18 protein-coding genes and 1 pseudogene are annotated in these 21,154 nt (G+C 71.4%); 14 read left to right on the forward strand and 5 right to left on the reverse strand.

What is annotated here, in order from left to right:
• From ACZ6TU_RS17265 to ACZ6TU_RS17280, 4 genes are all read left to right on the forward strand, one after another.
• Nucleotides 1-180: transposase (locus ACZ6TU_RS17265; RefSeq protein WP_469549230.1), on the forward strand; the 180-nt coding region annotated here is incomplete at its 5' end.
• 234 nt (nucleotides 181-414) lie between these two features.
• Nucleotides 415-2,610, forward strand: coding sequence for an MMPL family transporter (locus tag ACZ6TU_RS17270; protein WP_469549233.1), 2,196 nt, complete (start codon nucleotides 415-417; stop codon nucleotides 2,608-2,610).
• 91 nt (nucleotides 2,611-2,701) lie between these two features.
• Nucleotides 2,702-3,883: a sensor histidine kinase gene (locus ACZ6TU_RS17275; protein ID WP_467671107.1), complete on the forward strand. Its 1,182-nt coding sequence runs from the start codon at nucleotides 2,702-2,704 to the stop codon at nucleotides 3,881-3,883.
• A 23-nt stretch (nucleotides 3,884-3,906) separates the two neighbouring features.
• Nucleotides 3,907-4,584, forward strand: a complete 678-nt coding sequence (locus ACZ6TU_RS17280; RefSeq protein ID WP_467671105.1) for a response regulator — start codon at nucleotides 3,907-3,909, stop codon at nucleotides 4,582-4,584.
• A gap of 476 nt (nucleotides 4,585-5,060) precedes the next feature.
• On the opposite strand, the gene ACZ6TU_RS17285 is transcribed toward ACZ6TU_RS17280, so the two are convergent.
• The 3 genes and pseudogenes from ACZ6TU_RS17285 to ACZ6TU_RS17295 form a co-directional block, all read right to left on the reverse strand.
• Nucleotides 5,061-5,177 carry an RICIN domain-containing protein gene (locus ACZ6TU_RS17285; RefSeq protein WP_469549236.1) on the reverse strand — a complete coding sequence of 39 codons (117 nt, stop codon included), beginning with the start codon at nucleotides 5,175-5,177 and terminating at the stop codon, nucleotides 5,061-5,063.
• A gap of 149 nt (nucleotides 5,178-5,326) precedes the next feature.
• A pseudogene (locus tag ACZ6TU_RS17290) lies at nucleotides 5,327-5,734 on the reverse strand (xanthine dehydrogenase family protein molybdopterin-binding subunit); the annotation flags it as partial.
• 1,401 nt (nucleotides 5,735-7,135) lie between these two features.
• Nucleotides 7,136-8,524, reverse strand: a complete 1,389-nt coding sequence (locus ACZ6TU_RS17295) for a glycoside hydrolase family 43 protein (RefSeq protein ID WP_469549238.1) — start codon at nucleotides 8,522-8,524, stop codon at nucleotides 7,136-7,138.
• Nucleotides 8,525-8,765: 241 nt separating this feature from the next.
• On the opposite strand from ACZ6TU_RS17295, the gene ACZ6TU_RS17300 reads away from it, so the two are divergent.
• The 7 genes from ACZ6TU_RS17300 (at nucleotide 8,766) to ACZ6TU_RS17330 (ending at nucleotide 15,943) form a co-directional block, all read left to right on the forward strand.
• Nucleotides 8,766-10,190, forward strand: coding sequence for an amidase (locus tag ACZ6TU_RS17300; RefSeq protein WP_467671097.1), 1,425 nt, complete (start codon nucleotides 8,766-8,768; stop codon nucleotides 10,188-10,190).
• 47 nt (nucleotides 10,191-10,237) lie between these two features.
• Nucleotides 10,238-10,684, forward strand: a complete 447-nt coding sequence (locus tag ACZ6TU_RS17305; protein WP_274821351.1) for a type II toxin-antitoxin system PemK/MazF family toxin — start codon at nucleotides 10,238-10,240, stop codon at nucleotides 10,682-10,684.
• 530 nt (nucleotides 10,685-11,214) lie between these two features.
• Nucleotides 11,215-12,528 carry an ergothioneine biosynthesis glutamate--cysteine ligase EgtA gene (egtA, locus tag ACZ6TU_RS17310; protein ID WP_469549241.1) on the forward strand — a complete coding sequence of 438 codons (1,314 nt, stop codon included), beginning with the start codon at nucleotides 11,215-11,217 and terminating at the stop codon, nucleotides 12,526-12,528.
• The gene (gene egtB, locus ACZ6TU_RS17315) at nucleotides 12,525-13,862 is read left to right on the forward strand and encodes an ergothioneine biosynthesis protein EgtB (protein ID WP_469549244.1); all 1,338 of its coding nucleotides are present in this window, start codon (nucleotides 12,525-12,527) and stop codon (nucleotides 13,860-13,862) included. The genes egtA and egtB overlap by 4 nt, the downstream gene beginning before the upstream one ends.
• Nucleotides 13,862-14,653 (forward strand): ergothioneine biosynthesis protein EgtC, encoded by a 792-nt coding sequence (gene egtC / locus ACZ6TU_RS17320; protein ID WP_469549246.1) that lies wholly within the window; start codon nucleotides 13,862-13,864, stop codon nucleotides 14,651-14,653. The genes egtB and egtC overlap by 1 nt, the downstream gene beginning before the upstream one ends.
• A complete protein-coding gene (gene egtD, locus ACZ6TU_RS17325) occupies nucleotides 14,650-15,612 on the forward strand; it encodes an L-histidine N(alpha)-methyltransferase (protein WP_467671089.1) in 963 nt (320 codons plus the stop codon). Before egtC ends, egtD begins: the two co-directional genes overlap by 4 nt.
• Nucleotides 15,613-15,727: 115 nt before the next feature.
• Nucleotides 15,728-15,943, forward strand: coding sequence for a dodecin (locus tag ACZ6TU_RS17330; protein ID WP_467671087.1), 216 nt, complete (start codon nucleotides 15,728-15,730; stop codon nucleotides 15,941-15,943).
• Nucleotides 15,944-15,967: 24 nt separating this feature from the next.
• On the opposite strand, the gene ACZ6TU_RS17335 is transcribed toward ACZ6TU_RS17330, so the two are convergent.
• Complete coding sequence (locus ACZ6TU_RS17335; RefSeq protein ID WP_467671085.1) at nucleotides 15,968-16,213, reverse strand: hypothetical protein; 246 nt, start codon at nucleotides 16,211-16,213, stop codon at nucleotides 15,968-15,970.
• Nucleotides 16,214-16,309: 96 nt separating this feature from the next.
• Nucleotides 16,310-16,804, reverse strand: coding sequence for a phosphatase domain-containing protein (locus ACZ6TU_RS17340; protein WP_467671084.1), 495 nt, complete (start codon nucleotides 16,802-16,804; stop codon nucleotides 16,310-16,312).
• 662 nt (nucleotides 16,805-17,466) lie between these two features.
• Between ACZ6TU_RS17340 and ACZ6TU_RS17345 the strand changes: the two genes are divergently transcribed.
• The 3 genes from ACZ6TU_RS17345 to ACZ6TU_RS17355 all read left to right on the forward strand — a co-directional run bounded on the left by ACZ6TU_RS17345 (nucleotide 17,467) and on the right by ACZ6TU_RS17355 (nucleotide 21,143).
• Nucleotides 17,467-18,675, forward strand: coding sequence for a right-handed parallel beta-helix repeat-containing protein (locus ACZ6TU_RS17345; RefSeq protein ID WP_469549250.1), 1,209 nt, complete (start codon nucleotides 17,467-17,469; stop codon nucleotides 18,673-18,675).
• A gap of 510 nt (nucleotides 18,676-19,185) precedes the next feature.
• Nucleotides 19,186-19,554 carry a DUF485 domain-containing protein gene (locus ACZ6TU_RS17350; RefSeq protein ID WP_469549872.1) on the forward strand — a complete coding sequence of 123 codons (369 nt, stop codon included), beginning with the start codon at nucleotides 19,186-19,188 and terminating at the stop codon, nucleotides 19,552-19,554.
• Nucleotides 19,548-21,143, forward strand: coding sequence for a solute symporter family protein (locus tag ACZ6TU_RS17355; RefSeq protein WP_467671078.1), 1,596 nt, complete (start codon nucleotides 19,548-19,550; stop codon nucleotides 21,141-21,143). Before ACZ6TU_RS17350 ends, ACZ6TU_RS17355 begins: the two co-directional genes overlap by 7 nt.
• The last annotated feature ends 11 nt before the right edge of the window (nucleotides 21,144-21,154 follow it).

The following is a 21,154-nucleotide window of genomic DNA, read 5'->3' on the forward strand; positions in this document are numbered from 1 at the left end:
CGAAAAGGCATCGAGTCCTCCACCCGCCTGGGCCGCCACCGCTGGACCATCGAACGCACGATGTCCTGGCTCGCCGGATGCCGTCGACTCCACCGCCGCTACGAACGCAAAGCCGAGCACTTCCTCGCCTTCACCAGCATCGCCTGCACCCTCATCTGCTACCGCCGACTCACCAAATGAGATGGTGTCTTAGGCGCAGCAGGTGCCGCGCCCGAGGTTTCCAGCTGGGCGCGTACGGCGCAGGTCCGATCGGGGCCATCGACGGCAGGCTGCCCCCGCCCTGTCTGCTGCGATCGCAGTAGACGAAAGAGTCTGCGTACGGCCAACGACGAGAGACCGGACGAGTGCGAGTGTTCGAGTGGGCCGAGATCGTCGGCCCGCACGCACATGGCAGTCCCCTCGAAAGGCACGTTGATGTCCCCTCTCGCCCGCTGGTGCCACCGACACCGGCTCGCCGTCGTCCTGGTCTGGGTGGGCCTGTTGCTCGCTCTCGGCGCCGGCGTCGGTGCGGCCGGTAGCGCCTTCGGCAACAGCCCGACCTCGCAGGAGACCGACTCGGCCAAGGCGACGGCACTGCTCCAGCAAGCCTCCAACAGTGCAGCGGGCAAGAGCGGCCGAGTGGTCTGGCAGGTGAACGGCGGCGAGGTCACCGCGCCCGCCGCCAAGCAGGCGATGACCCAGACCCTGAGGGAGATAGCCGAGGCACCGGGTGTCGCCGCGGTGACCAGCCCTTACACGCCGGCCGGCAAGGAGCAGATCAGCACGGACGGCCAGACAGCCTACGCCTCGGTCGCGTTCGACCGGGATGTGGAGGACACCCAGGTCGACCATGTGAAGGAACTCGCCACCGCCCGGGAGTCGGGGGCCCTGCACATCGCGCTGAACGGGCAGGCGTTCACCGTCAGCCCCGAGCCGAACGCGGTCGCCGACGCCATGGGCATCGTCCTCGCCTTCATCGTGCTGCTGTTCGTCTTCCGCGCCGTCTGGGTGGCGGCGCTGCCGATCATCACGGCCATCGTCGGGGTGGGCACCTCCGCGGTCGCGGTCATGCTGCTCAGCCACGTCATCACGCTCTCCGACACCACGCTGACCCTGGGTTCGCTGATCGGTTTGGGCGTGGGCATCGACTACGCGCTCTTCATCGTCAACCGCCACCGCAGCAACCTGATGGTGGGCATGGGTGTCGCCGATTCGATCGTGAAGGCCCTCAACACCTCCGGCCGGGCTGTGGTGTTCGCCGGGCTGACCGTCGTCGTCGCGCTGCTGGGCATGCTCACCCTGAACGTCGGCATCATCAACGGCATGGCCATCGGCGCGGCCGTCACCGTCGTCCTGACCGTGCTGGCCGCCATCACCCTGCTTCCCGCGCTCCTCGGCATGATCGGCCCGCGCGTCCTCAGCAAGAAGGAACGCCGCGACATGGCCGGGCAGGCGAGCCGCGGGTCCTCCGGGCGTACCGGGCTGTGGAGCCGGTGGGCCGAGCGCGTCCAAGCCCGGCCCAAGACGGTGGGTGTCGTAGCACTGGCCGTGCTCGCGGCGCTCGCGCTGCCGACCCTGTCGCTGCGCCTGGGTGCGTCCGACGACGGCAATCTGCCGACGACCTCGACGAATCGTCAGGCGTACGACATGATCGCGGACGGCTTCGGCCCCGGATTCAACGGGCCGCTCGTCCTCGCCGTCCAGGCTCCCACCGCCGCCGACAAGGCCGCCGAGGCGAAGCTGGTCACCGCCCTCGAGCAGGTCGACGGTGTCGCCAGTGCCAACGCCGCGCCCATGAAGGACGGAGAGTCCATCGGTGTGATTCGGGTCGTCCCGACCACCTCCCCGCAGTCGGCGGCCACCTCCGACCTCATCCACCACTTGCGTGACGACGTGATCGCCGAAGCGGAGCAGGGCACGTCGATGAAGGTCTACGTCGGTGGTGTCACCGCGAGCAACGACGACTTCGCGTCGGTCCTGATGGGCAAGCTTCCGATCTTCGTGCTGGTGATCGCCGCGCTCGGCTTCCTGCTGCTGACCGTCGCCTTCCGCAGCCTGCTCATCCCGGCGGTCGGCGCGTTGCTGAACATCCTCAGCATCGGGGTGGCCTTCGGCGCGATCGTCGTCGTCTTCCAGTACGGCTTCGGCGCCGGAGCGCTCGGGCTCGGTGCCGCCGGACCGATCGAGTCGTTCGTGCCGATCCTGGTCGTCGGCATCATGTTCGGCCTGTCCATGGACTACCAGGTCTTCCTGGTCAGCCGGATGCGCGAGGAATGGGCGCACACCGGCGACAGCCACCGCGCCGTCCGGGTCGGGCAGGCCGAGACCGGCAAGGTGATCGCCGTCGCCGCCACCATCATGGTCTGCGTCTTCGGCTCCTTCGTGTTCGGCGGCATGCGCGTCATCTCCGAGTTCGGCGTCAGCCTCGCCGTCGCCGTCGCCGTGGACGCCCTGCTGATCCGCATGGTCGTCGTCCCCGCGCTCATGCACCTGTGCGGCCGGGCCAACTGGTGGCTGCCCCGCACGCTGGACAGGGCGCTGCCCGACGTGTCCGTGGAAGGCCCCGCCGACGAGCCCGCGCCCCCGCTGCACCCCGTGCGGGAGCCGGAGCCCACCGGACTGGCCAACTGACCGTCACCACGACGGACCGACATCGCGCGCGAGCCGGTGGTAGGCGGGATGGCCTCGCCTTCCACCGGCCGACGCTGCCTAGAGTGAGGGAATGGAACTGCCCATGGTGTGGCGACAGTGGCTGGCCCGTCACGACCGGATCACAGACGCTCTGCCCGCGGTACCCCTGGTCGTGATCGCCGCGGCGGCGACCGCCGCCGCTCAGGACGGCTGGCAGGAGCCGCGTTGGCACGAGGTCGTGTGGACAGCGCTGTCATGCATGCCGTTGGCCTTCCGCAGCCGCTGGCCGCTGGGGGTCGCCCTGTTCACGGTGGCGGGCGACCTCACGCTGATGGCCGTCGCCCCGCACATCGCGCCGACCCCGGCGGCGAGCCTGATCGCCCTGTACACCCTCGCCGCCCTCGGCAGCCGACGCACCGCGTGGGCTGCCGGGCTGGCTGCGGCCGTAGCGATCACTGGTGTCTTTGCCGCCACGCATGCGGAGTCCGTGGCGGCGGGGGCCAGCCTGCTGCGGTTGGACTTCGCGATCGCGGCCACCGCGCTGGGCCGCGCCGTCCGCAGCCGCCGTGAGAACCTCGCGGCGGCCCGGGCACGAGTGGAGCGCGCCGAGCGCATGCAGGAAGTGGAGGCCAAGCGCCGGGTCACCGAGGAACGCGTGCGCATCGCACGCGACCTACACGACGTCGTCGCCCACCACATCACCCTGGTCAACGCCCAAGCCGGTGTGGCGCACCACCTCATGCGCGCCAACCCCGATCATGCTTACGAGGCACTGGCCCACATCAAGGAAAACAGCCGCGCCGCGCTCGACGAACTGCGGGCCACTGTCGGCCTGTTGCGTCAGCCCGACGACGGGCCGGGCTCGCGGGCCCCCATCCCGCGTCTGGCCGATCTCGACATCCTCGTCGGCGGGTTCGAGGCGAGCGGGCTGTCCGTGTCGGTGACCCACACAGGCGGTCCCTCGCCGCTGGCGCCCGCAACCGACCTGACCGCCTACCGCATCATTCAGGAAGCCCTCACCAACACGCACAAGCACGCGTCCGCGTCCCGCGCGTCGGTAGTCCTGGACTACGGTGTGCACTCACTCCGGGTCACCGTGACGGACGACGGACGCCCGGGCGCACCGAAGGGCGCGGGCGGCGGCCACGGACTGATCGGCATGCACGAGCGCGCCACCGCCATCGGCGGCACCGTCACCGCCGGCCCGCGTCCCGAAGGCGGCTTCCAGGTCGTCGCCGAGCTGCCGCTCTCGCTCTCTTCCGCCACTGCCTGACACCCCGTGAGGAACCACCGCCCATGACTATTCGCGTCGTGCTCGCCGACGACCAGGCCCTGCTCCGCGGCACCTTCCGGCTGCTCATCGACGCACAGCCCGACATGGATGTCGTCGCGGAAGCCTCCAACGGGAGGGAGGCAGTCCAACTGGCCAGGTCTGAGCGCGCCGACGTGGTGGTGATGGACATCCGGATGCCCGAGGTCAACGGCATGGAGGCCACGCGACTCATCGCTCAGGACGAGGATCTGGCCGGGGTCAAGGTCCTCGTCCTGACCACCTTCGAGGAGGACGACCTCGTCATCGAAGCCCTCCGGGCAGGCGCGAGCGGCTTCCTGGGCAAGGGCGTCGAACCGGCGCAGCTCCTCGAAGCCGTCCGTCTCGTGGCCGCCGGTGAGGCGCTGCTCTCCCCGGCAGCCACCAAGGGCCTCATCTCCCGTGTCCTCGCCCAGCCCTCCCCCGGCGACCTCGTCGACGCCACGCGGCTGGCCACCCTGACCCCACGGGAGCGGGAGGTTCTGACGCTGGTGGGCTCCGGCCTGGCCAACGACGAGATCGCCGAACGCCTCTTCGTCACGCCCGTCACCGTCAAGACCCACGCCAACCGGGCCATGGCCAAACTCGGCGCCCGCGACCGGGCCCAGCTGGTCGTCATCGCCTACGAGACCGGCCTGGTACGCACAGGAGAACGGCAAGACTGAGGCACCGCCCGCCGTGGCCTGGGGCTCGGCCGGCCCGCGCAGCCACGCCGGCCAACCGCCTGTATCTACCGGGAGCTGCCACGGCAGACTCACCGTTGGCCGTCACGCAGGTCAGGACGACAGGGCGCATGCCGAGGCGGAGGTAGATCGGCAGGAAGGCGGAGGTGACGATGATGAACGTCTTGGAGCCGTCGCCGTCGAGGGCAACGATCGAGGCGAGCAGCGCCGTGCCGACGACGATCTTTGCCGGATCTGGCCCGCCAGAGCAGCAGGGCCGTGGTGGACGCGACGCACCCGACCGGCAGAGGCAGACCCGCTGGACCAGCCGCTGGAAGACCGCGCTTGACGCCTTCGACTGGCACCTCTCGGCCAGCCCGTCAGTAACCCCAACCCGCCTGTTCACACGAGCCCCTGCGAACGGGCCGGGGCAGGCCGAGGTCCGGTCCTGCCCCGCCCTGGAGCTCACTGCATCAAAATCAGTTGATCTTCACCAGCTTCCACTGCTGGTTGGTGGCGCCGGTGGTGGGCCACTGCACGATGTTCGCACCGTCGGCGGTGGAGTTCGCGTCGATGGCGACGTTGTAGGCGTTCAAGCGCGACTCGATGGTGAAGTTGCCGTTGTCGGCCGGGGCGATCTGCCACTGCTGGTTCGGCTGGCTGGTGGGGGGCCCACAGCTGGAACTGGGTGTTGGGCGAGGTGGTGGCGAAGGGGATGTCCAACGCCTTGCCGCTGGCGACACCGCTCGGTCGACGGCTTCTCGGCGTCGTAGGAGAGCTGCACCAGGCTCGCGGCGTGCTGTGCGGCCTCCAGTGTGGTGGCCACGACGACCGCGACGGGCTGGCCGAAGAACCGGACGCGGTCGTCCTGGAAGACACGCAGCCGTCGGCCCGGCGGCCGGAGTCCGTCGTAGGGCGGAAGCCTCGGCGCGTTGCGGTGGGTGATCACCGTCAGGACGCCGGGCTGGGCTTCGGCGGCACGGGTGTCGATATCGGTGATGCGGCCGAGCCCGATACCGCTGTCGACGATGACGGCGTGGACGAGGCCGTCGACGACGGGGGTACTTTCGCCCGGGGCGGTGCGAGCTTGACTGAGGTCGGCGGCGTACTCGGCCTGGCCGGTGACCTTCAATCGCCCGTCGACCCGGGACAGCGACGCTCCGACGGCCGACTGCGGTTGCCGGCTCGTTCTCCGCCCCCTGCGACGCGCACGCGGGAGGTGGCGTGGTGGCGCCGCCCAGCGGTAATGCGGCTGGATCCCGGGCTGAGCCGGGGAGCGGAAGCCCGGCGACCAGGATCAACTGCTGCTCGATGCCGGCGGGCAGTTGCGCGACGCACCGGCAGCGCGACCACCTTCCTGTTGCCGTTGCTGCGGTGACTGCCGAGGAGGAAGAGGAAACAGCTGGACAATGTGGGGATCTCCTAGGTCGCGCGTATGGACCGGGCGCGCGCGTGGACGAGGCTGCCGGTGAGCAGTCCCGTCGGGATGGGGTCGGAGACGGGACATGTTTCACGTCACGGCTCACGCGGCGGGCCGCATGCCCGGGAAATGTGCGGTGGCCACGGGTGAACGCGACCGCGACCGGCAGCCGCCCTACTGGGCCATCGGTGGGGCACGGCATCCACTGTGCCGCACGCAAAGCGACGCAACGAGCGGAGGCCCTTGGTACAACTTCGGTGCGTACCACTGCCGTTAGTACGTCCGGTAGTAACAGCCTGCGGACGGCCACCCGAGCTCCCGGGTCCGGTCGTCGCCACGACCGAACACGAAGCCCGGGGCCCGAAATGCCTCCGTAGCGGCTACGGCGGCGCTTGCCTGACGCTCGCTCCGAGCGGGCACGCGCCCGGACGCGCACAAGCGTCCGCCCGACGGGAGCTCAGCCGGTGACGCGCGAGCATGTCAGGGCACCGCTCTGCCATCACGACCCCGCATGGTGAGCCGTGCGGACGCACGTGCCTGACAACGGGTGTGTTGCCCCGTAGAACAACGCTCGTGGAGACCGGTACGATCCGCGAGGCGTCGTCGTCGGACAACGCGAGCTCCGTCGCTCGGAGCCCGAGCTGCCGCAGGGTACGGCCACGGTGGTAAGCCCCGGGACGTTGTCCACCGCCTGGCCGATGTTGCCGACGCCGGCGATGGCGACCTCCCGGCCGAGGCGGGGCCAGAACCTCGAAACCGCGTTGCCGAACCAACAGCACCGCTCCCCCCCTCCCTCGGGCAACCTCAAGCGAGTCGTCGCCAGCCTCTTCTAATCGCACTCACTCATGCGTGATGTGGCGCGTGTCGGCCGGTGAAGCCACTCAGCCCTCGCGTGGCTCCGCGATACGCGTACCCCGCCTTGACCCACGAGCTTGCGGGGGCCGCAGCCGTCGGATGGTCAGGCTCGGCCGCCGCACCGGCCATGGCACGACGGCCTCCTGGCAAGCCCTCACCCCGCCTCACCCAGTGCACAACCAATGCACACCTTGCCGGGAACTCCCGGGGATTCGAGGTAACTGGAGGGACGAACTCCGTATCGATAAGCACAACTACCCAGGTCAGCAAGGGTGCAGGTCAGCCCCAGGCCGTCACCGGCACGAACGAGCTGTCCTGCCGGAACAAGTCCGTTCCGTTGGCCCGTTCCACGCGGAGCTGGTACGCGTAGTGGCGCAGGTAGTACCCGGGGTAGTTGTACGACTCGAAGCGGACGGAGCCCGACGCCGTGCCGGTCCGGAGGATGAACGTGGCGTCCTTGGCGAACGTGCTCGTGCCGTCGTTCGGGTCGAAGCGGGCGCGGAAGTCCCAGTGGCGCAGGTAGTTTCCGGCAGCGTCGCGGAAGGAGTAGCCGCTGCCGTCGGCCAGGCCGGCGACGACCGTGAAGGTAGCGGCCTGCTTCTCGGCGGTGGTACTGGAGCCGCTGACGACGGGCAGGTTGAGGAGCGAGGACTGCTGCTGCCAGTAGCGGGTCGAGTAGTTGGCCGACCGGAAGGAGCGGGTGGTGTTCCGGGGCAGGCTCGGGCCGCCTGAGACCGTTTCCTTGACGACCGTGAAGTGGCGTGCCGTGCCGGAGATCCCGGGCAGCGCGGCCGGTGCCGTCCAGGTGGCGAAGGTGTCGTAGCTGTCGCTGTAGTAGTAGTTGCCGTCGCCGTAGCCGTCGAAGAAGATGCGCCAGCCGCCGTTGTCGAGCTGTACCAGCGCCGGCCCCTCGCGGTAGCTGCCCCAGCCCGCCCAGTCGCCCGTCCTGCGGATCGCGTACGGGCCGGTGAGGTTCGAGGCGGTGGCGTACTCGATGTACTTCGTCGTCTCGTTCTTCGGGAAGGCGTGGTACGTCGAGCCGATCTTCACGATGAACGTGTCGATGTGGTTGGCCCCGATGCCCGCGAGTGCCACGGGTGAACTCCAGGCAGTCAGAGCGGAGTTCGTGGCCCTGAGCAGGTACGGCGTGAAGATCCACTGGTCGTTCGTGGTGGAGCAGGACACGATGACGTTGACGCTGCCGTCGCTGTCGACGAACCACTCGGGCGCCCAGGCGCGGGAGAGGTTGGCGACGGGGACGGTGTAGTCGTACAGGAACGTCCAGTTGACGCGGTCGGAGCTGCGGGCGAAGCCGATGGTCCTGCTGGTGTCCTGCCAGGTGCGCGTGGTGTAGGTGACGTAGTAGTAGCCGTCGGTGTGTCTGATGACGCTCGCGTCGCGGATCCGGCCCGCCGGCGGCGTGTACGCGGAGGAGCGCAGCAGCCGGAAGTCGGTGGCGTCGTCCGACTGGTAGACGTTGACCGTGCCGTCGTTGCTGTTGAGGAACGGCACGATCGTGTAGCGCGTGGCCGAGCCGTTCGGGGGTGCGGCGGCCAGGGCGCTGCCGAGCAGTCCGGGCGCCTCGCCCAGCAGCACCGCCGAGGCGGGCAGGGCGGCCAGCGCGCGCAGCAGCGTACGGCGGGACGGGGCGACGGGGTGTGAGGTCACGGGCGGCTCTCCCTGAGACACGGGGATCGATATACCGAACACAGTTCGGCAACTCGATCAGAAGTGAGGGCTCAGAAAGTAAGGGCGAGGCAGAGAGGCGTCAATGGTTTGAACAGGAGCAGATGAGCCCAGTGAGGAAGATGTGGCCGGTGGGCAAATGTCCACTTCCTGTCGTCGGCGTTCCATCACCGGCCATCGGACGTTACCGTTCAGTAGAGAGGTTGCTTCCGGAGGTGTCCGTATGACGCTCGACCGTGACGCAGGCCTGGCGGAGACCGCCCGTGCGCTGGCCGCCGGGGATGTGACGTCCCGAGCCCTGGTCGAGCGGGCTCTGGCGCGGATCGAGGCGACGCAGGGCAGCATCAACGCTTTCCGGATCGTCCGGGCCGAGGCGGCGCTCGCCGAGGCCGAGGCCGCCGACCGGGACCTGGCCGCGGGTGTACGGAGGCCGCTGCTCGGGGTGCCCGTGGCGGTGAAGGACGACATGGACGTGGCCGGCGAGCCGACCGCCTTCGGCTGCTGCGGGGAGTTCCCGCCGGTCGCCGAGGACGGCGAGGCGGTTCGGCGGCTGCGGGCGGCCGGGGCCGTGATCGTCGGCAAGACCAACACCTGCGAGTTCGGGCAGTGGCCCTTCACGGAGGGGCCGGCCTTCGGCGCGACCCGCAACCCGTGGAGTACGGCCCATACGCCCGGTGGTTCCTCGGGCGGCTCGGCCGCCGCGGTCGCCGCCGGTCTGGTGCCCGCCGCGCTGGGCTCGGACGGCGCCGGGTCGGTGCGGATCCCGGCCGCGTGGACCCATCTGGTCGGCATCAAGCCGCAGCGCGGCCGCGTCTCCACCTGGCCGCGCGGCGAGTCCTTCCAGGGCATCACCGTCAACGGCACCCTGGCCCGTACGGTCGCCGACGCGGCCCTGCTGCTGGACGCGGCGAGCGGCAACCACGCGCAGGACCCGCACCGGCCTCCCGCAGTCGACGCGTCGGCGGCGGTCGGCCGCGACCCCGGGCGGCTGCGCATCGCGCTCGCCCTCAAGCCGCCGTTCACGGCCGTACCCGCGCGGCTCCGGCCGGAGGTGCGGACCCGGATCGTCGAACTCGCCGACCGGCTCGCGGCGTTGGGGCACACGGTCGAGGAGGCGGACCCGCCGTACGGGCAGATCGGGCTGACCTTCGTGCCGCGCGCGACGGCCGGTATCGCCGAGCGGGTGGCCGAGGCGCCCTTCCCGGCGCTGCTGGACCGGCGCACCCGGGACGCGGCCCGGCTGGGCCGGCTGCTCGGCGGGGCACCGCTGCGGGCGGCCCGGCGGGCGGAGACCGTCCTGCACCGCCGTATCGGCGGGTTCTTCGCCTCGTACGACGTCGTCCTCGCCCCCACCACCGCCGCTCCCCCGCCCCGGATCGGCGCCCTGCTGGAACTCAGCGGTTTCGCCACGGACCGGGCGATGATCGCCGCCTGCCCGTACGCCTGGCCGTGGAACGTGCTCGGCTGGCCGGGCGTCAACGTGCCCGCCGGTTTCACGGCGGACGGTCTGCCCGTCGGGGCCCAGCTGCTCGGCCCGGCGCACAGCGAACCGCTTCTGGTGCAGGTGGCCGCGCAGTTGGAGGCGGAGCTGCGCTGGCACGAGAAGTGGCCGGCGCCGCCGGTAACGGAACGTTCCGCTGCCGCCTGAGCGACCGTACGCGGTCCCGCAGGGCGGACACCCCCTAGGGTGCCCCCGTGACAGCGTTTACCGATGAGAACGTTCCGGGCCGCTCCGGCCCCTCCGCCACCGTCCAGGCCGATCCGCGCGAGGTGGGCCGGGTGCGCACCGAGTACTCGCCCGCGCACGACGGTGACCCCGACCCCGGCGAGATCGTCTGGACGTGGGTGCCCTACGAGGAGAACGACGGGCGCGGCAAGGACCGCCCGGTGCTCGTGGTCGCCCGCGAGCCGGCGGGGACGTTCCTCGCCGTGCAGTTGTCCAGCAAGCGGCACGACGGAGACCGTGAGTGGGTGCCGATCGGCAGCGGACCGTGGGACCGGTCCGGCCGCGAGTCGTGGGTCGATGTGGACCGCGTCCTGCGCCTGCACGAGGACGGCATGCGCCGGGAGGCCTGCGCCCTGGACCGTATGCGGTTCAACCTCGTCAGGCACCGGCTGCGGGAGCGCTACGGCTGGAGCTGAAGGCCTTCTCGAAGGCGCCCCGCACCACATGACGCCGCCTCCCCGGGCGCCCGGCACCAGATGCCGGTAGCCGTGGGCGGCGGCCGTCTCCACGTTGCTCTCGCCCGTGACCTCGATCAGCGTTTCCGTCACCCGAGCGGAGGGCACCGGCACCGGACCGTACATGCGCGTGCCCTCGCGCGCCGCCCGCCCACGATCTGATCGGTCTGCTGTGCGATACCGCGCAGACGCGCGCTCACGGCGCCACCCCCGTGTGCGCCGTGACCGCGTGCCGCGCGGCCGGTCCTGTCGCGCTCACGCAGGCATCGTGGGTGATGCCGACCGCGTGGTGCAATCGAGTTTTCGCCACGGGAGAACACCGGGGAAACTGCCGGGAAATCCCCGGCCCACCCGGATGACCGGCCCGGAACGCCCTGGTTCGCCCCCTTGTGCCGAGCGACACGAGGGACTTGGGTGGGACGAGTGATCCCGGCCCGGGCCGCCGAAGAGCCCGGACCGGTGGCATGGTGGAATCTCAGGAGGATCCCGACATGTCCGATGCGCCCACTGCTCCGGCGGGTGGCTGTACCGAGCCGCATCCCGCCCTGTCCGAAGCCGATGTCGAGGCCCTGGTCCGCGGCATCTGCTTCAAGACCGGCCCACCGCGCCGCCTCGGCGTCGAGGTGGAATGGCTCGTCCACGAGTTGCGCGCACCGCAGCTCCCCGTCACACCCGAACGACTTGACACCGCCTACGCCGCACTGCGGCCCCTGTCCCTGAGGTCGGCGCTCACCGTGGAGCCCGGCGGCCAGCTGGAGCTGAGCTCGCCCCCCGCCGCCTCGCTGACGGAAGTCATCGCCACCGTCTCCGCCGACCTCGACGCCGTCCGCGCGGTCCTGCGCGAGAACGGCCTCACGCTGGTCGGCCTCGGCCACGATCCCTGGCACGAACCCCGCCGGTTCCTGCGCGAACCGCGCTACGACGCCATGGAGACCTGCCTCGACCGCACCGGCCCCTCTGGCCGCGCCATGATGTGCACCTCGGCCTCCGTGCAGGTGTGCGTGGACGCCGGCCACGAGGAGCCGGGGCCCCTCGGCCATGTGCGGCGCTGGTGGCTGGCCCACCATCTGGGCCCGGTCCTGGTGGCCGCGTTCGCCAACTCCCCGCTCGCCGGCCACCGGCCGACCGGCTGGCTGTCCACCCGGCAGCTGGTGTGGACCCGGATCGGCCCCGGCCGGGCGGGCGGACCGCCGCTGGACGCCGACCCGCGCGGCGCCTGGACCCGGCACGTGCTGGACTCGCCCGTGATGTGCGTACGGCGCGACGGCGGGCCCTGGGACGTCCCGGAGGGCCTCACCTTCCGGGAGTGGATCCGCACGGGCGTCCCCCGGCCGCCCACGCGGGAGGATCTGGACTACCACGTCACGACGCTGTTCCCGCCGGTCAGGCCGCGCGGCCACCTCGAACTGCGCATGATCGACGCGCAGCCCGGCGACGACGGCTGGATCGTGCCGCTGGCCGTGGTGGCGGCGCTGTTCGACGACCCGGAGACCGCCGAGACCGCCTACCGGGCCGTGAAACCGCTGGCCGAGCGGACGCTGGGGCTGCCCGCGCCGCACAACCCGCTGTGGCTCGACGCGGCCAGGAGCGGGCTGGCCGACGCCGAGCTGCGCGAGGTGGCCGTCACGTGCTTCACGGCCGCGCTGGACGCCCTGCCCCGGCTCGGCGCCGCCCCCGACGTCACGGACGCCGTCGCGGCCTACCTGGACCACTACGTCGTCCGGGGCCGCTGCCCCGCCGACGACCTGCTCGACGGACAGCGCGGCACGGACGGTCGCGCCCACGGGAAGGACCTGCGCCCATGACCGACACCAGCCCCGCCGTCGACACCGGTACCGCCGACCCGGAGGTTCTCCGCGAGCGCGCGGTCGCCTCGCTGGTCGTCGCCCGGGACCGCACCACCCTGCTGACGAGCTGCGTCGAGGACCCCGACCTGACCGCGCAGCACTCGCCTCTGATGTCGCCGCTGGTGTGGGACCTGGCGCACATCGGCAACCAGGAGGAGCAGTGGCTGCTGCGGGCCGTCGCCGGGCACGAGGCGATACGGCCCGAGATCGACGGCCTCTACGACGCGTTCGAGCACCCGCGGGCCGAGCGGCCGAAACTGCCCCTGCTGTCACCCGCCGAGGCGCGTACGTACGCGGCCGATGTGCGTGGCCGCGCGCTGGACGTGCTGGAGAAGGCCGTGTTCCACGGGACGCGGCTGACGGAGGCCGGGTTCGCCTTCGGGATGATCGCGCAGCACGAACAGCAGCACGACGAGACCATGCTGATCACGCATCAGCTCCGCCGGGGCCCGCAGGCGCTGACCGCGCCCGACCCGGAGCCGGTGCCGCTTTTCACCGGCCCGTCCGAAGTCCTCGTCCCGGGCGGCCCGTTCACGATGGGCACCTCCGACGAGCCGTGGGCCCTGGACAACGAACGGCCCGCGCACCGGCGCGAGGTGGCGCCCTTCCGGATCGACACCACGCCGGTGACGAACGGCGCGTACCAGGCGTTCATCGAGGACGGCGGCTACGACGACCCGCGCTGGTGGACAACGGACGGCTGGGCCCACATCCGCCGGAACTCCATCTCGGCCCCGCTGTTCTGGCGGCGGGACGGCAGGCAGTGGCTGCGGCGGCGCTTCGGCGTCACCGAGGTCGTCCCGCCGGACGAGCCGGTGCTGCACGTGTGCTGGTACGAGGCCGACGCCTACGCCCGCTGGGCGGGACGCCGGCTGCCCACGGAGGCCGAGTGGGAGAAGGCGGCCCGGTACGACCCGGCCGGCGACCGCTCCATGCGCTACCCCTGGGGCGACGCCGACCCGGGCCCGGAGCACGCCAACCTGGGCCAGCGGCATCTGCGTCCGGCGCCCGCCGGGAGCTACCCGGCCGGCGAGTCGCCGCTCGGCGTACGGCAGTTGATCGGCGACGTGTGGGAGTGGACGGCGAGCGACTTCCTGCCCTATCCGGGCTTCAGGGCGTTCCCGTACAAGGAGTACTCGGAGGTCTTCTTCGGGTCCGACTACAAGGTGCTGCGCGGCGGTTCGTTCGCCGTGGACGCGGTGGCCTGCCGGGGCACGTTCCGCAACTGGGACCACCCGATCCGGCGGCAGATCTTCTCCGGGTTCCGCACGGCCCGCTCGGAGGACGTCTGATGTGCCGTCATGTGGCGTACGTGGGGCCGGAGGAGCCGCTCGGCCGGCTTCTCGTGGAGCCCCCGCACGGCCTGTACCGGCAGTCGTGGGCGCCCCGCCGGCAGCGGTACGGGACGGTCAACGCCGACGGTTTCGGCGTCGGCTGGTACGCCGAGGGCGACCCGGTGCCGGCCCGCTACCGCCGGGCCGGGCCGATCTGGGCGGACCTGTCGTTCGCCGATCTCGCCCGGGTCGTACGATCCACCGCACTGCTCGCCGCGGTACGGGACGCGACGCTGTCGGGGGCGGACGCGGAGGCCGCGGCGGCGCCGTTCGCCGCGGGGACCTGGCTGTTCAGCCACAACGGGGCGGTCAAGGGCTGGCCCGGCTCGCTCGCGCCGGTGTCCCGCACCCTGCCGCCGGAGGACCTGCTGTCGCTGGAGGCCCGCAACGACTCGGCGCTCGTGTGGGCCCTGGTCCTGGCCCGGCTGAGGAGCGGCGACGAGCAGGGCCAGGCGCTGGCCGACACGGTCCTGGAGGTGGCCGCCGCGGCCCCCGGTTCCCGGCTCAACCTCCTGCTCACCGACGGCGACACCATCACCGCGACCGCCTGGGGCGACACCCTCTGGTATCTCACCCGGCCCGGCGGCGGCACCGTCGTGGCCTCCGAGCCCTACGACGACGATCCGCAATGGCAGGAGGTGCCCGACCGCACCCTGCTGGCGGCGAGCCGCACGGACGTGCTGCTCACGCCGCTCAAGGAGCCGACCGACGCCTTCGTGCCCGCACTCCCCAAGGAGCCCCGTACGTGAGCCCGTTCCGCCTCACCCGCACGCTGCCCGAGGACGCCACGGAGGCCGCGCTGCGTGCCGACGTCCACCGGGGTCTGACCGGCCGCCCCAAGACGCTGCCGCCGAAGTGGTTCTACGACGCGCACGGCAGCGACCTGTTCGAGAAGATCACCGAACTGCCCGAGTACTACCCGACGCGCGCCGAACGGGAGATCCTCCTCGCCCGCTCCGGCGACATCGCCGCGGCGACCCGGGCCCGCACCCTGGTCGAGCTCGGCTCCGGCTCCTCGGAGAAGACGCGGCATCTGCTCGACGCGCTGACGGACCTGCACACCTACGTTCCCGTCGACGTCAGCGAGAGCGCCCTCACCCAGGCCGGGCAGGCGCTCGCCGCCGAGCGGCCGGGGCTCGACGTGCACGCGCTGATCGCCGACTTCACCGCGGAACTGACGCTGCCCGGCACGCCGGGGCCCCGGCTGGTGGCGTTCCTCGGCGGGACGATCGGTAACCTGCTGCCCGCCGAGCGTGCCGCGTTCCTGGCCTCCGTACGCGCCCTGCTCACCCCGGGCGACGCCCTGCTGCTGGGCACGGACCTGGTCAAGGACGAGGAGGTGCTGGTCCGGGCGTACGACGACGCGGCAGGGGTGACGGCCGCGTTCAACAAGAACGTGCTCACCGTGATCAACCGCGAGCTCGGCGCCGGCTTCGATCCAGCCGCGTTCGACCACGTGGCCCAGTGGGACGCCGAGCACGAGTGGATCGAGATGCGGCTGCGCTCCCGTACGGCGCAGACCGTGAAGGTGCCGGCGCTCGACCTCGCCGTCGACTTCGCGGCGGGCGAGGAGCTGCGCACCGAGGTGTCGGCGAAGTTCCGGCAGGAGGGTGTGCGCACCGAACTGTTCGCGGCGGGGCTGGACCTGGCCCACTGGTGGACGGACGGCGCGGGCCGGTTCGCGCTGTCGCTGAGCGTGGCGCGCTGACACCGCGGAGCCCCTGGACGGCGGCGGGCGGGAGACGACGTCTCGCGCTTCGCCGCCGCATGGGGCACGGTGGAGTGACGCGCGGCACACCCGTCACAGAATCAGGAGCAGCGGCATGACGAACCACACCTACCGGGTCACGGAGATCGTCGGCACCTCCCCCGACGGCGTCGACCAGGCCATCCGCAACGGCATCGACCGGGCCTCGGCGACCCTGCGCAACCTGGACTGGTTCGAGGTGACGCAGGTGCGCGGACAGCTCGAGGACGGGCGGATCGCGCACTGGCAGGTGGGGCTCAAGGTGGGCTTCCGGCTGGAGGAGTCCGAGTAGTCCGGCGTCCTCCGAACGGCCGGCTCAGTCCGGCAGGGGTGCCGAGGTGGAACGACCCGGCTGCTCGCCCTCCGGCGGGTAGTCGCAGTCGATACTGCTCACCTCCCGGTCGCCGTCCTCCGAGTCGACGATCGCCACGCCCGTGCAGGCCCGGCCGTGTTCGTCGGTCCAGGTGACGATCTCGCTCCGGTCGGGCTCCGCGCAGCCGGTGAGCAGCACGGCGCCGACGAGCGCCGCCGCCGCGAGCACGCCCCTACGACTTCCCTTCATGGCATCCCCCGTATGTCCGCGCACGAGTGCGCCCGTACGTCCTGGTTCCTGGCAGGAGATGCCCGGCGGAGGTAAACACTCCGCGAACTCCTGCTCTCAGGTGCGCCCTTCCCGCTCCTGCGCCACCTTCAACTCGGCGGACCTGGCCGCCCAGTCGGCCCGTACGACCGTGAAGCCGGCGCGGCGGGCGTCGTCGCAGACCAGTTCGTCGTCGTCCACGAGGACACGGACCTCGCGCGTGCGGGCGAGCCGCCGGAGGATCTCCAGCTTGGTGAACCGGGCGGGCCGGCGATCGGCGTCGCGCCGCATGTACACCCGCCCCTCGGGCAGCTCCTGAGCGGCGAGCCAGTCGAGCGTGTCGCGCCGGCAGCGCTCCGGTCGTCCGGTGAGATAGACGATCTCGCACTCCCGCGCGCTCTCCTTGACCAGCGCGATGCCCTCCGGCAGCGGCGGGTCCTGCGGTGCCGCCGAGAAGAAGCCGTCCCAGTCCCGCGGCCTGCGCTCCAGGAACAGCTGCCGGTGCGCGGTGTCGGCGAGGGTGTTGTCCAGGTCGAACACGGCCAGCGGGGCCTTGCTGCGATCGTCATTCACGCTGGCCACCCTAGGGGGTGTCCAGCCGGTTCCCGTCGTCCGCCCCGGGCAGGCCGGCCGCACGTGCGCCGGGGGCGCGGCGGCGAGTCCGCTGCGCGGGTCCCGGCCCGCGGGAACGCGGGCCGCGCCCATGCCCGGCCCGCCACCCGAGCCGCCGACCGCCTGCCCGGCTCCCGGTCCGCGGCAACGCGGGGCCACGCCCGGAGCCGATCCGTCGCCCCGCCCCATGCCCGGGCCCCGGTCCGCAGGACCAGGGGGCCGTGCCCACGCCCGGCCCGCCACCCGAGCGGCCAGCCCCCTGCCCGGCTCCCGGCCCCCGGGAACTCGGGACCATACCCGGGGAGCCGGTTCATCGCCCCACTCCGTCCCCCAGGCCCCAGGCCCCAGCCCACAGGAACGGGGCCTCACCCACAGCCAGCCCGCCACCCGAGCGGCCAGCCCCCTGCCCGGCTTTCGGTCCGTAGGAACAAGGGCCGCCCCCGAAGCCCGCCCCCAGGCCCCAGGAAAGGGACCTGCCCACCCGCCGCGCCCCCGCCGACGCCCGACAGCCTGGCTGCGGCCTGCACGCCCGCGCTCCTGCCCCCGTCCCGTACCCCGGCAACCTTCACCCCCCGGGCGGCCACTGCTCTGCGACATCCAAGCGGGCACAGGCAGGAGAATGTATGCGCAACGCAGCGATCTGGTCGGTGGCGATGACGGGGGCCGCAATGGCCATGGCGCTGGCCGGTCCGGTGGGGCCGGCGGCCGCCGCGGGGACGACCCTGGTCGTGGCGCCGAACGGGGACGACTCCGCACCCGGCACGCTCGCCCGGCCGCTGAGGACCATCCAGCGGGCGGTGGACCTGGCGAGGCCCGGCGACACCATCAGCGTGCGCGGCGGGACGTACGCCCTCACGGACAACATCACGATCACCACCTCGGGGACCGCGTCCCAGCCCCTCACCCTCTCGCCCCACCAGGGCGAGCGTGTGGTCGTCGACGGGGAGAAACTGCCCGCCAGCCACACCTCGGTCGGCGGCAGCATCCCGCGTGCCGAGCGCGGGGCGATCCACATGGAGGCGTCGCACTGGCGGATCTCGGGTCTGGAGATCGTCAACGGCCCGTACGGCGTGTACTGCGACGGCTGCAACAGCAATGTCTTCGCTCGCCTGAGCACGCACGACAACTACGAGTCCGGCTTCCAGCTCCAGGGCGCCTCCAGCGACAACCAGATCCTGAACCTGGACAGTCACGGCAACCGCGACCCCCGCAAGAACGGCGAAAGCGCCGACGGCCTGGCCGTCAAGGAGGGCAGCGGTTCGGGCAACGTGGTGCGTGGCGCCCGGCTGTGGAACAACGTCGACGACGGCTTCGACGCCTGGAAGTTCACCTCACCGATCACGATCGAGAACACGGTGGCGTACGGCAACGGCTTCAACCGCTGGAACTTCCCCGACTTCGCGGGCGACGGGAACGGCTTCAAACTCGGCGGGGGCAGTCCGGCCCCGGCCGTGGCCCACACGGTACGCAACAGCGTCTCGTTCAAGAACGCCAAGCACGGCTTGACCGACAACGGCAACCCGGGCTCCCTCGCCCTGAGTCGCAACTCCACGTACGGCAACGCCGGTACGGGCTTCGACGCCGACGTCTCGGGCGGGACCGCCAGGCTCACCGGCAACCTCTCCGTCGCGGACCAGCGCCCGGCGGCGGTCGGGTCCGGGACCGTCACCGACGGCAACTCCTGGAACATCGGCGGAACCTGGAACGCTGCCTCGGTCCTGAGCACCGACCCGGGTCCGCTCACCGGCGCCCGGGCGGCGGACGGCTCGCTGCCGAAGGCGCCGACGTTCCTCGTCCCCCGGTCCGGCACCGCCGTCGGCGCCCGCTTCTGACCAGGTCGGCCGGGCTGTCCGACGGCGCGGTGCGCTCTGAGACAGCCTGGCCGAAGAAGTGGTCCGTACTATTCGTCGGCCGCCCCTTTCCCGCAGGCCGTCACAGTATCGCCAAGCCTTCGACTGTGGCGTGAACGAGCCACGTACAGCGATCAATTGGTCCACGCAGTTGATGGCTCAAGCGTCGCACTGACATACTCCGCATTCAGCTTCGCCACCACCCGTGGCCGGGGCTGGTCGGGGATCTCCACACAGAACCCCGAGGCCGTCCGCGTGAATCCGAACAGCGAGTTTTCCGGTTTCACGAGACCCCCACAGAGCCCGCACCCCCACAGTGCGTCCGGCGTCCCTTCACCCTGCTCGAAAGCCGGACGAGACCACTGATTCGAAGGGGTCGAGTGCGGGGCACGAAGCAGCGAAGAAGGTGCGCCTGTGCCCGAATTTCCACCGCGACGGGATGACACTCCCACATTCCCGCTTCCGCACATCGAACACGCTCCGCCGTCTCGTATATCCGACCATCCCGAATTCCACTCTCTGCGTCGCGCGCAGCGCCGGTTCGGCACCCGGGCGACGATCGTGTCCGTCGGCGGATTCCTGCTGTATGTGCTGTTGTCGAGTTTTGTGCCCGCGGTGATGAACCAGCCACTGTTCGGCCACCTCACGATCGGACTCACCCTCGGTCTCGGGCAGTTCGTCATCATGGGTGTGACCGCGTGGTGCTACGTCCGGCACATGCGCACCCGGGTCGACCCGCTCGCCCGCGGCCTGCGGTCCCGGCAGCACGAGAACGACAACCGCCGCGCCCGCTCGGCGGCGCCGCCCCAAGGAGCCGGGCAGCCCCTCCAGCACGGTACGAGGGGGTTCCGCACGTGGTGACGATCGCCGCCATCGACGACAGCAGCCTCCAGCTGACGTTCGTACTGTTCCTGACCGTGGTCGTGATCACCCTGTTCACGGCATTGCTGACGGCGCCCCAGCGCGACGAGATCAGCGAGTTCTACCTCGGCAACCGCACCATGTCGCCGTTGCGCAACGGCCTCGCCATGTGCGGCGACTACCTGTCCGCCGCCACCCTGCTGGGCAGCACCGGACTGGTCGCCCTGACCGGCTACGACGGACTGATGTACCTCGGCGGCACCACCGTCGCCTGGATGATGGTGCTGCTGCTGATCGCCGAACCCCTGCAACGCACCGGGAAGTTCACCCTGGGAGACACTGTGGCGCTGCGCCTGCCCCGGCAGCAGCGGCCGGTGCGGGTGGCGCTGGCCGTCTGCATCCTGGCCATCACGACCCTCTACCTGGTGGCCCAACTCGTCGGCAGCGTCGCCCTGCTGACACAGTTCACCGGCGCGCCGAGCGCCACCACCCGCACCCTGTGCGTGGCCGTGATCGGTACCTTCGTGATCCTGTACGCCTCCCTCGGGGGCATGCCCGGAGCGACGGTCATCCAGATCATCAAGGCCGTGATGCTGATCGCGGGCGTGCTGTTCACCGCGGGCTGGGTGCTGTACCGCTTCGACTGGAACCCCAACGCGCTGCTCGAGAGGGCGGCCGACCGCAGCGGAACGGGTCTGACGTTCCTCGAACCCGGGCTGCGCTACGGCGGCACCGTCAGCAACAAGCTGGACTTCCTCAGCCTGGAACTGGCCATCGTCCTCGGTCTCGCCGCCCTTCCGCACGTGCTGATGCGGCTGCTCGCCCCGCGCAGCAGCAGCGTCCTGCGCCGCTCCGTCGTGTGGGCCATCGGCCTGGTCGGCGCGGTCTGCTTCGGGGCCGGCATCCTCGGCCTCGGCGCCACCGCGCTCCTCGGCCGGGACACCATCGAGAGCACGGACCGCACCGGCAACGCCTCCGTCCTGCTGCTCGCGCACGAGCTGGGCGGCAGTGTCCTCACCGCGCTGCTCACGTGCCTGGCATATCTGACCCTGCTCGCCGTGGCGGTGGGTCTCACCCTGGCCGCGGCCTCGTCCCTCGCGCACGACCTGTACAGCGAGGTGATCCGCAAGGGCCGGGCGAGCGAGACGGAGGAGCTGACCGTCGCCCGGCTGTCCGGGGCGGTCATCGGCATCCTCGGCATTCTGCTGGCCCTGGTCGCCTGGGGGGCGAACACCGCGACGCTGGCGTTCCTCGCCTTCGCCATCGCGGCCTCCGCGATCCTGCCGACGATCATCTACACCCTCTTCTGGCGGCGCTTCACGGCGAAGGGAGCACTGCTCAGCCTCTACGGCGGGCTGCTCAGCTCCGTCCTGCTCGCCGTGTTCTCCCCCGTCGTCTCCTCCGCCCCGGCCTCTTTCTACCCGGAGGTCGACTTCGCCTGGTTCCCGCTCCAGAACCCCGGCATCGTCTCCATCCCGCTCGGCTTCCTGCTGGGCTGGCTCGGCACGGTGCTGGACAAGGGTCCGGCCGAGGACAGCACCGCACACGAGGAGTTCGAGGTGCGGATGCTCGTGGGCGCCGACGACTGACGCACCGGACC

It is taken from the genome of Streptomyces sp. NPDC052064 (assembly GCF_055585925.1).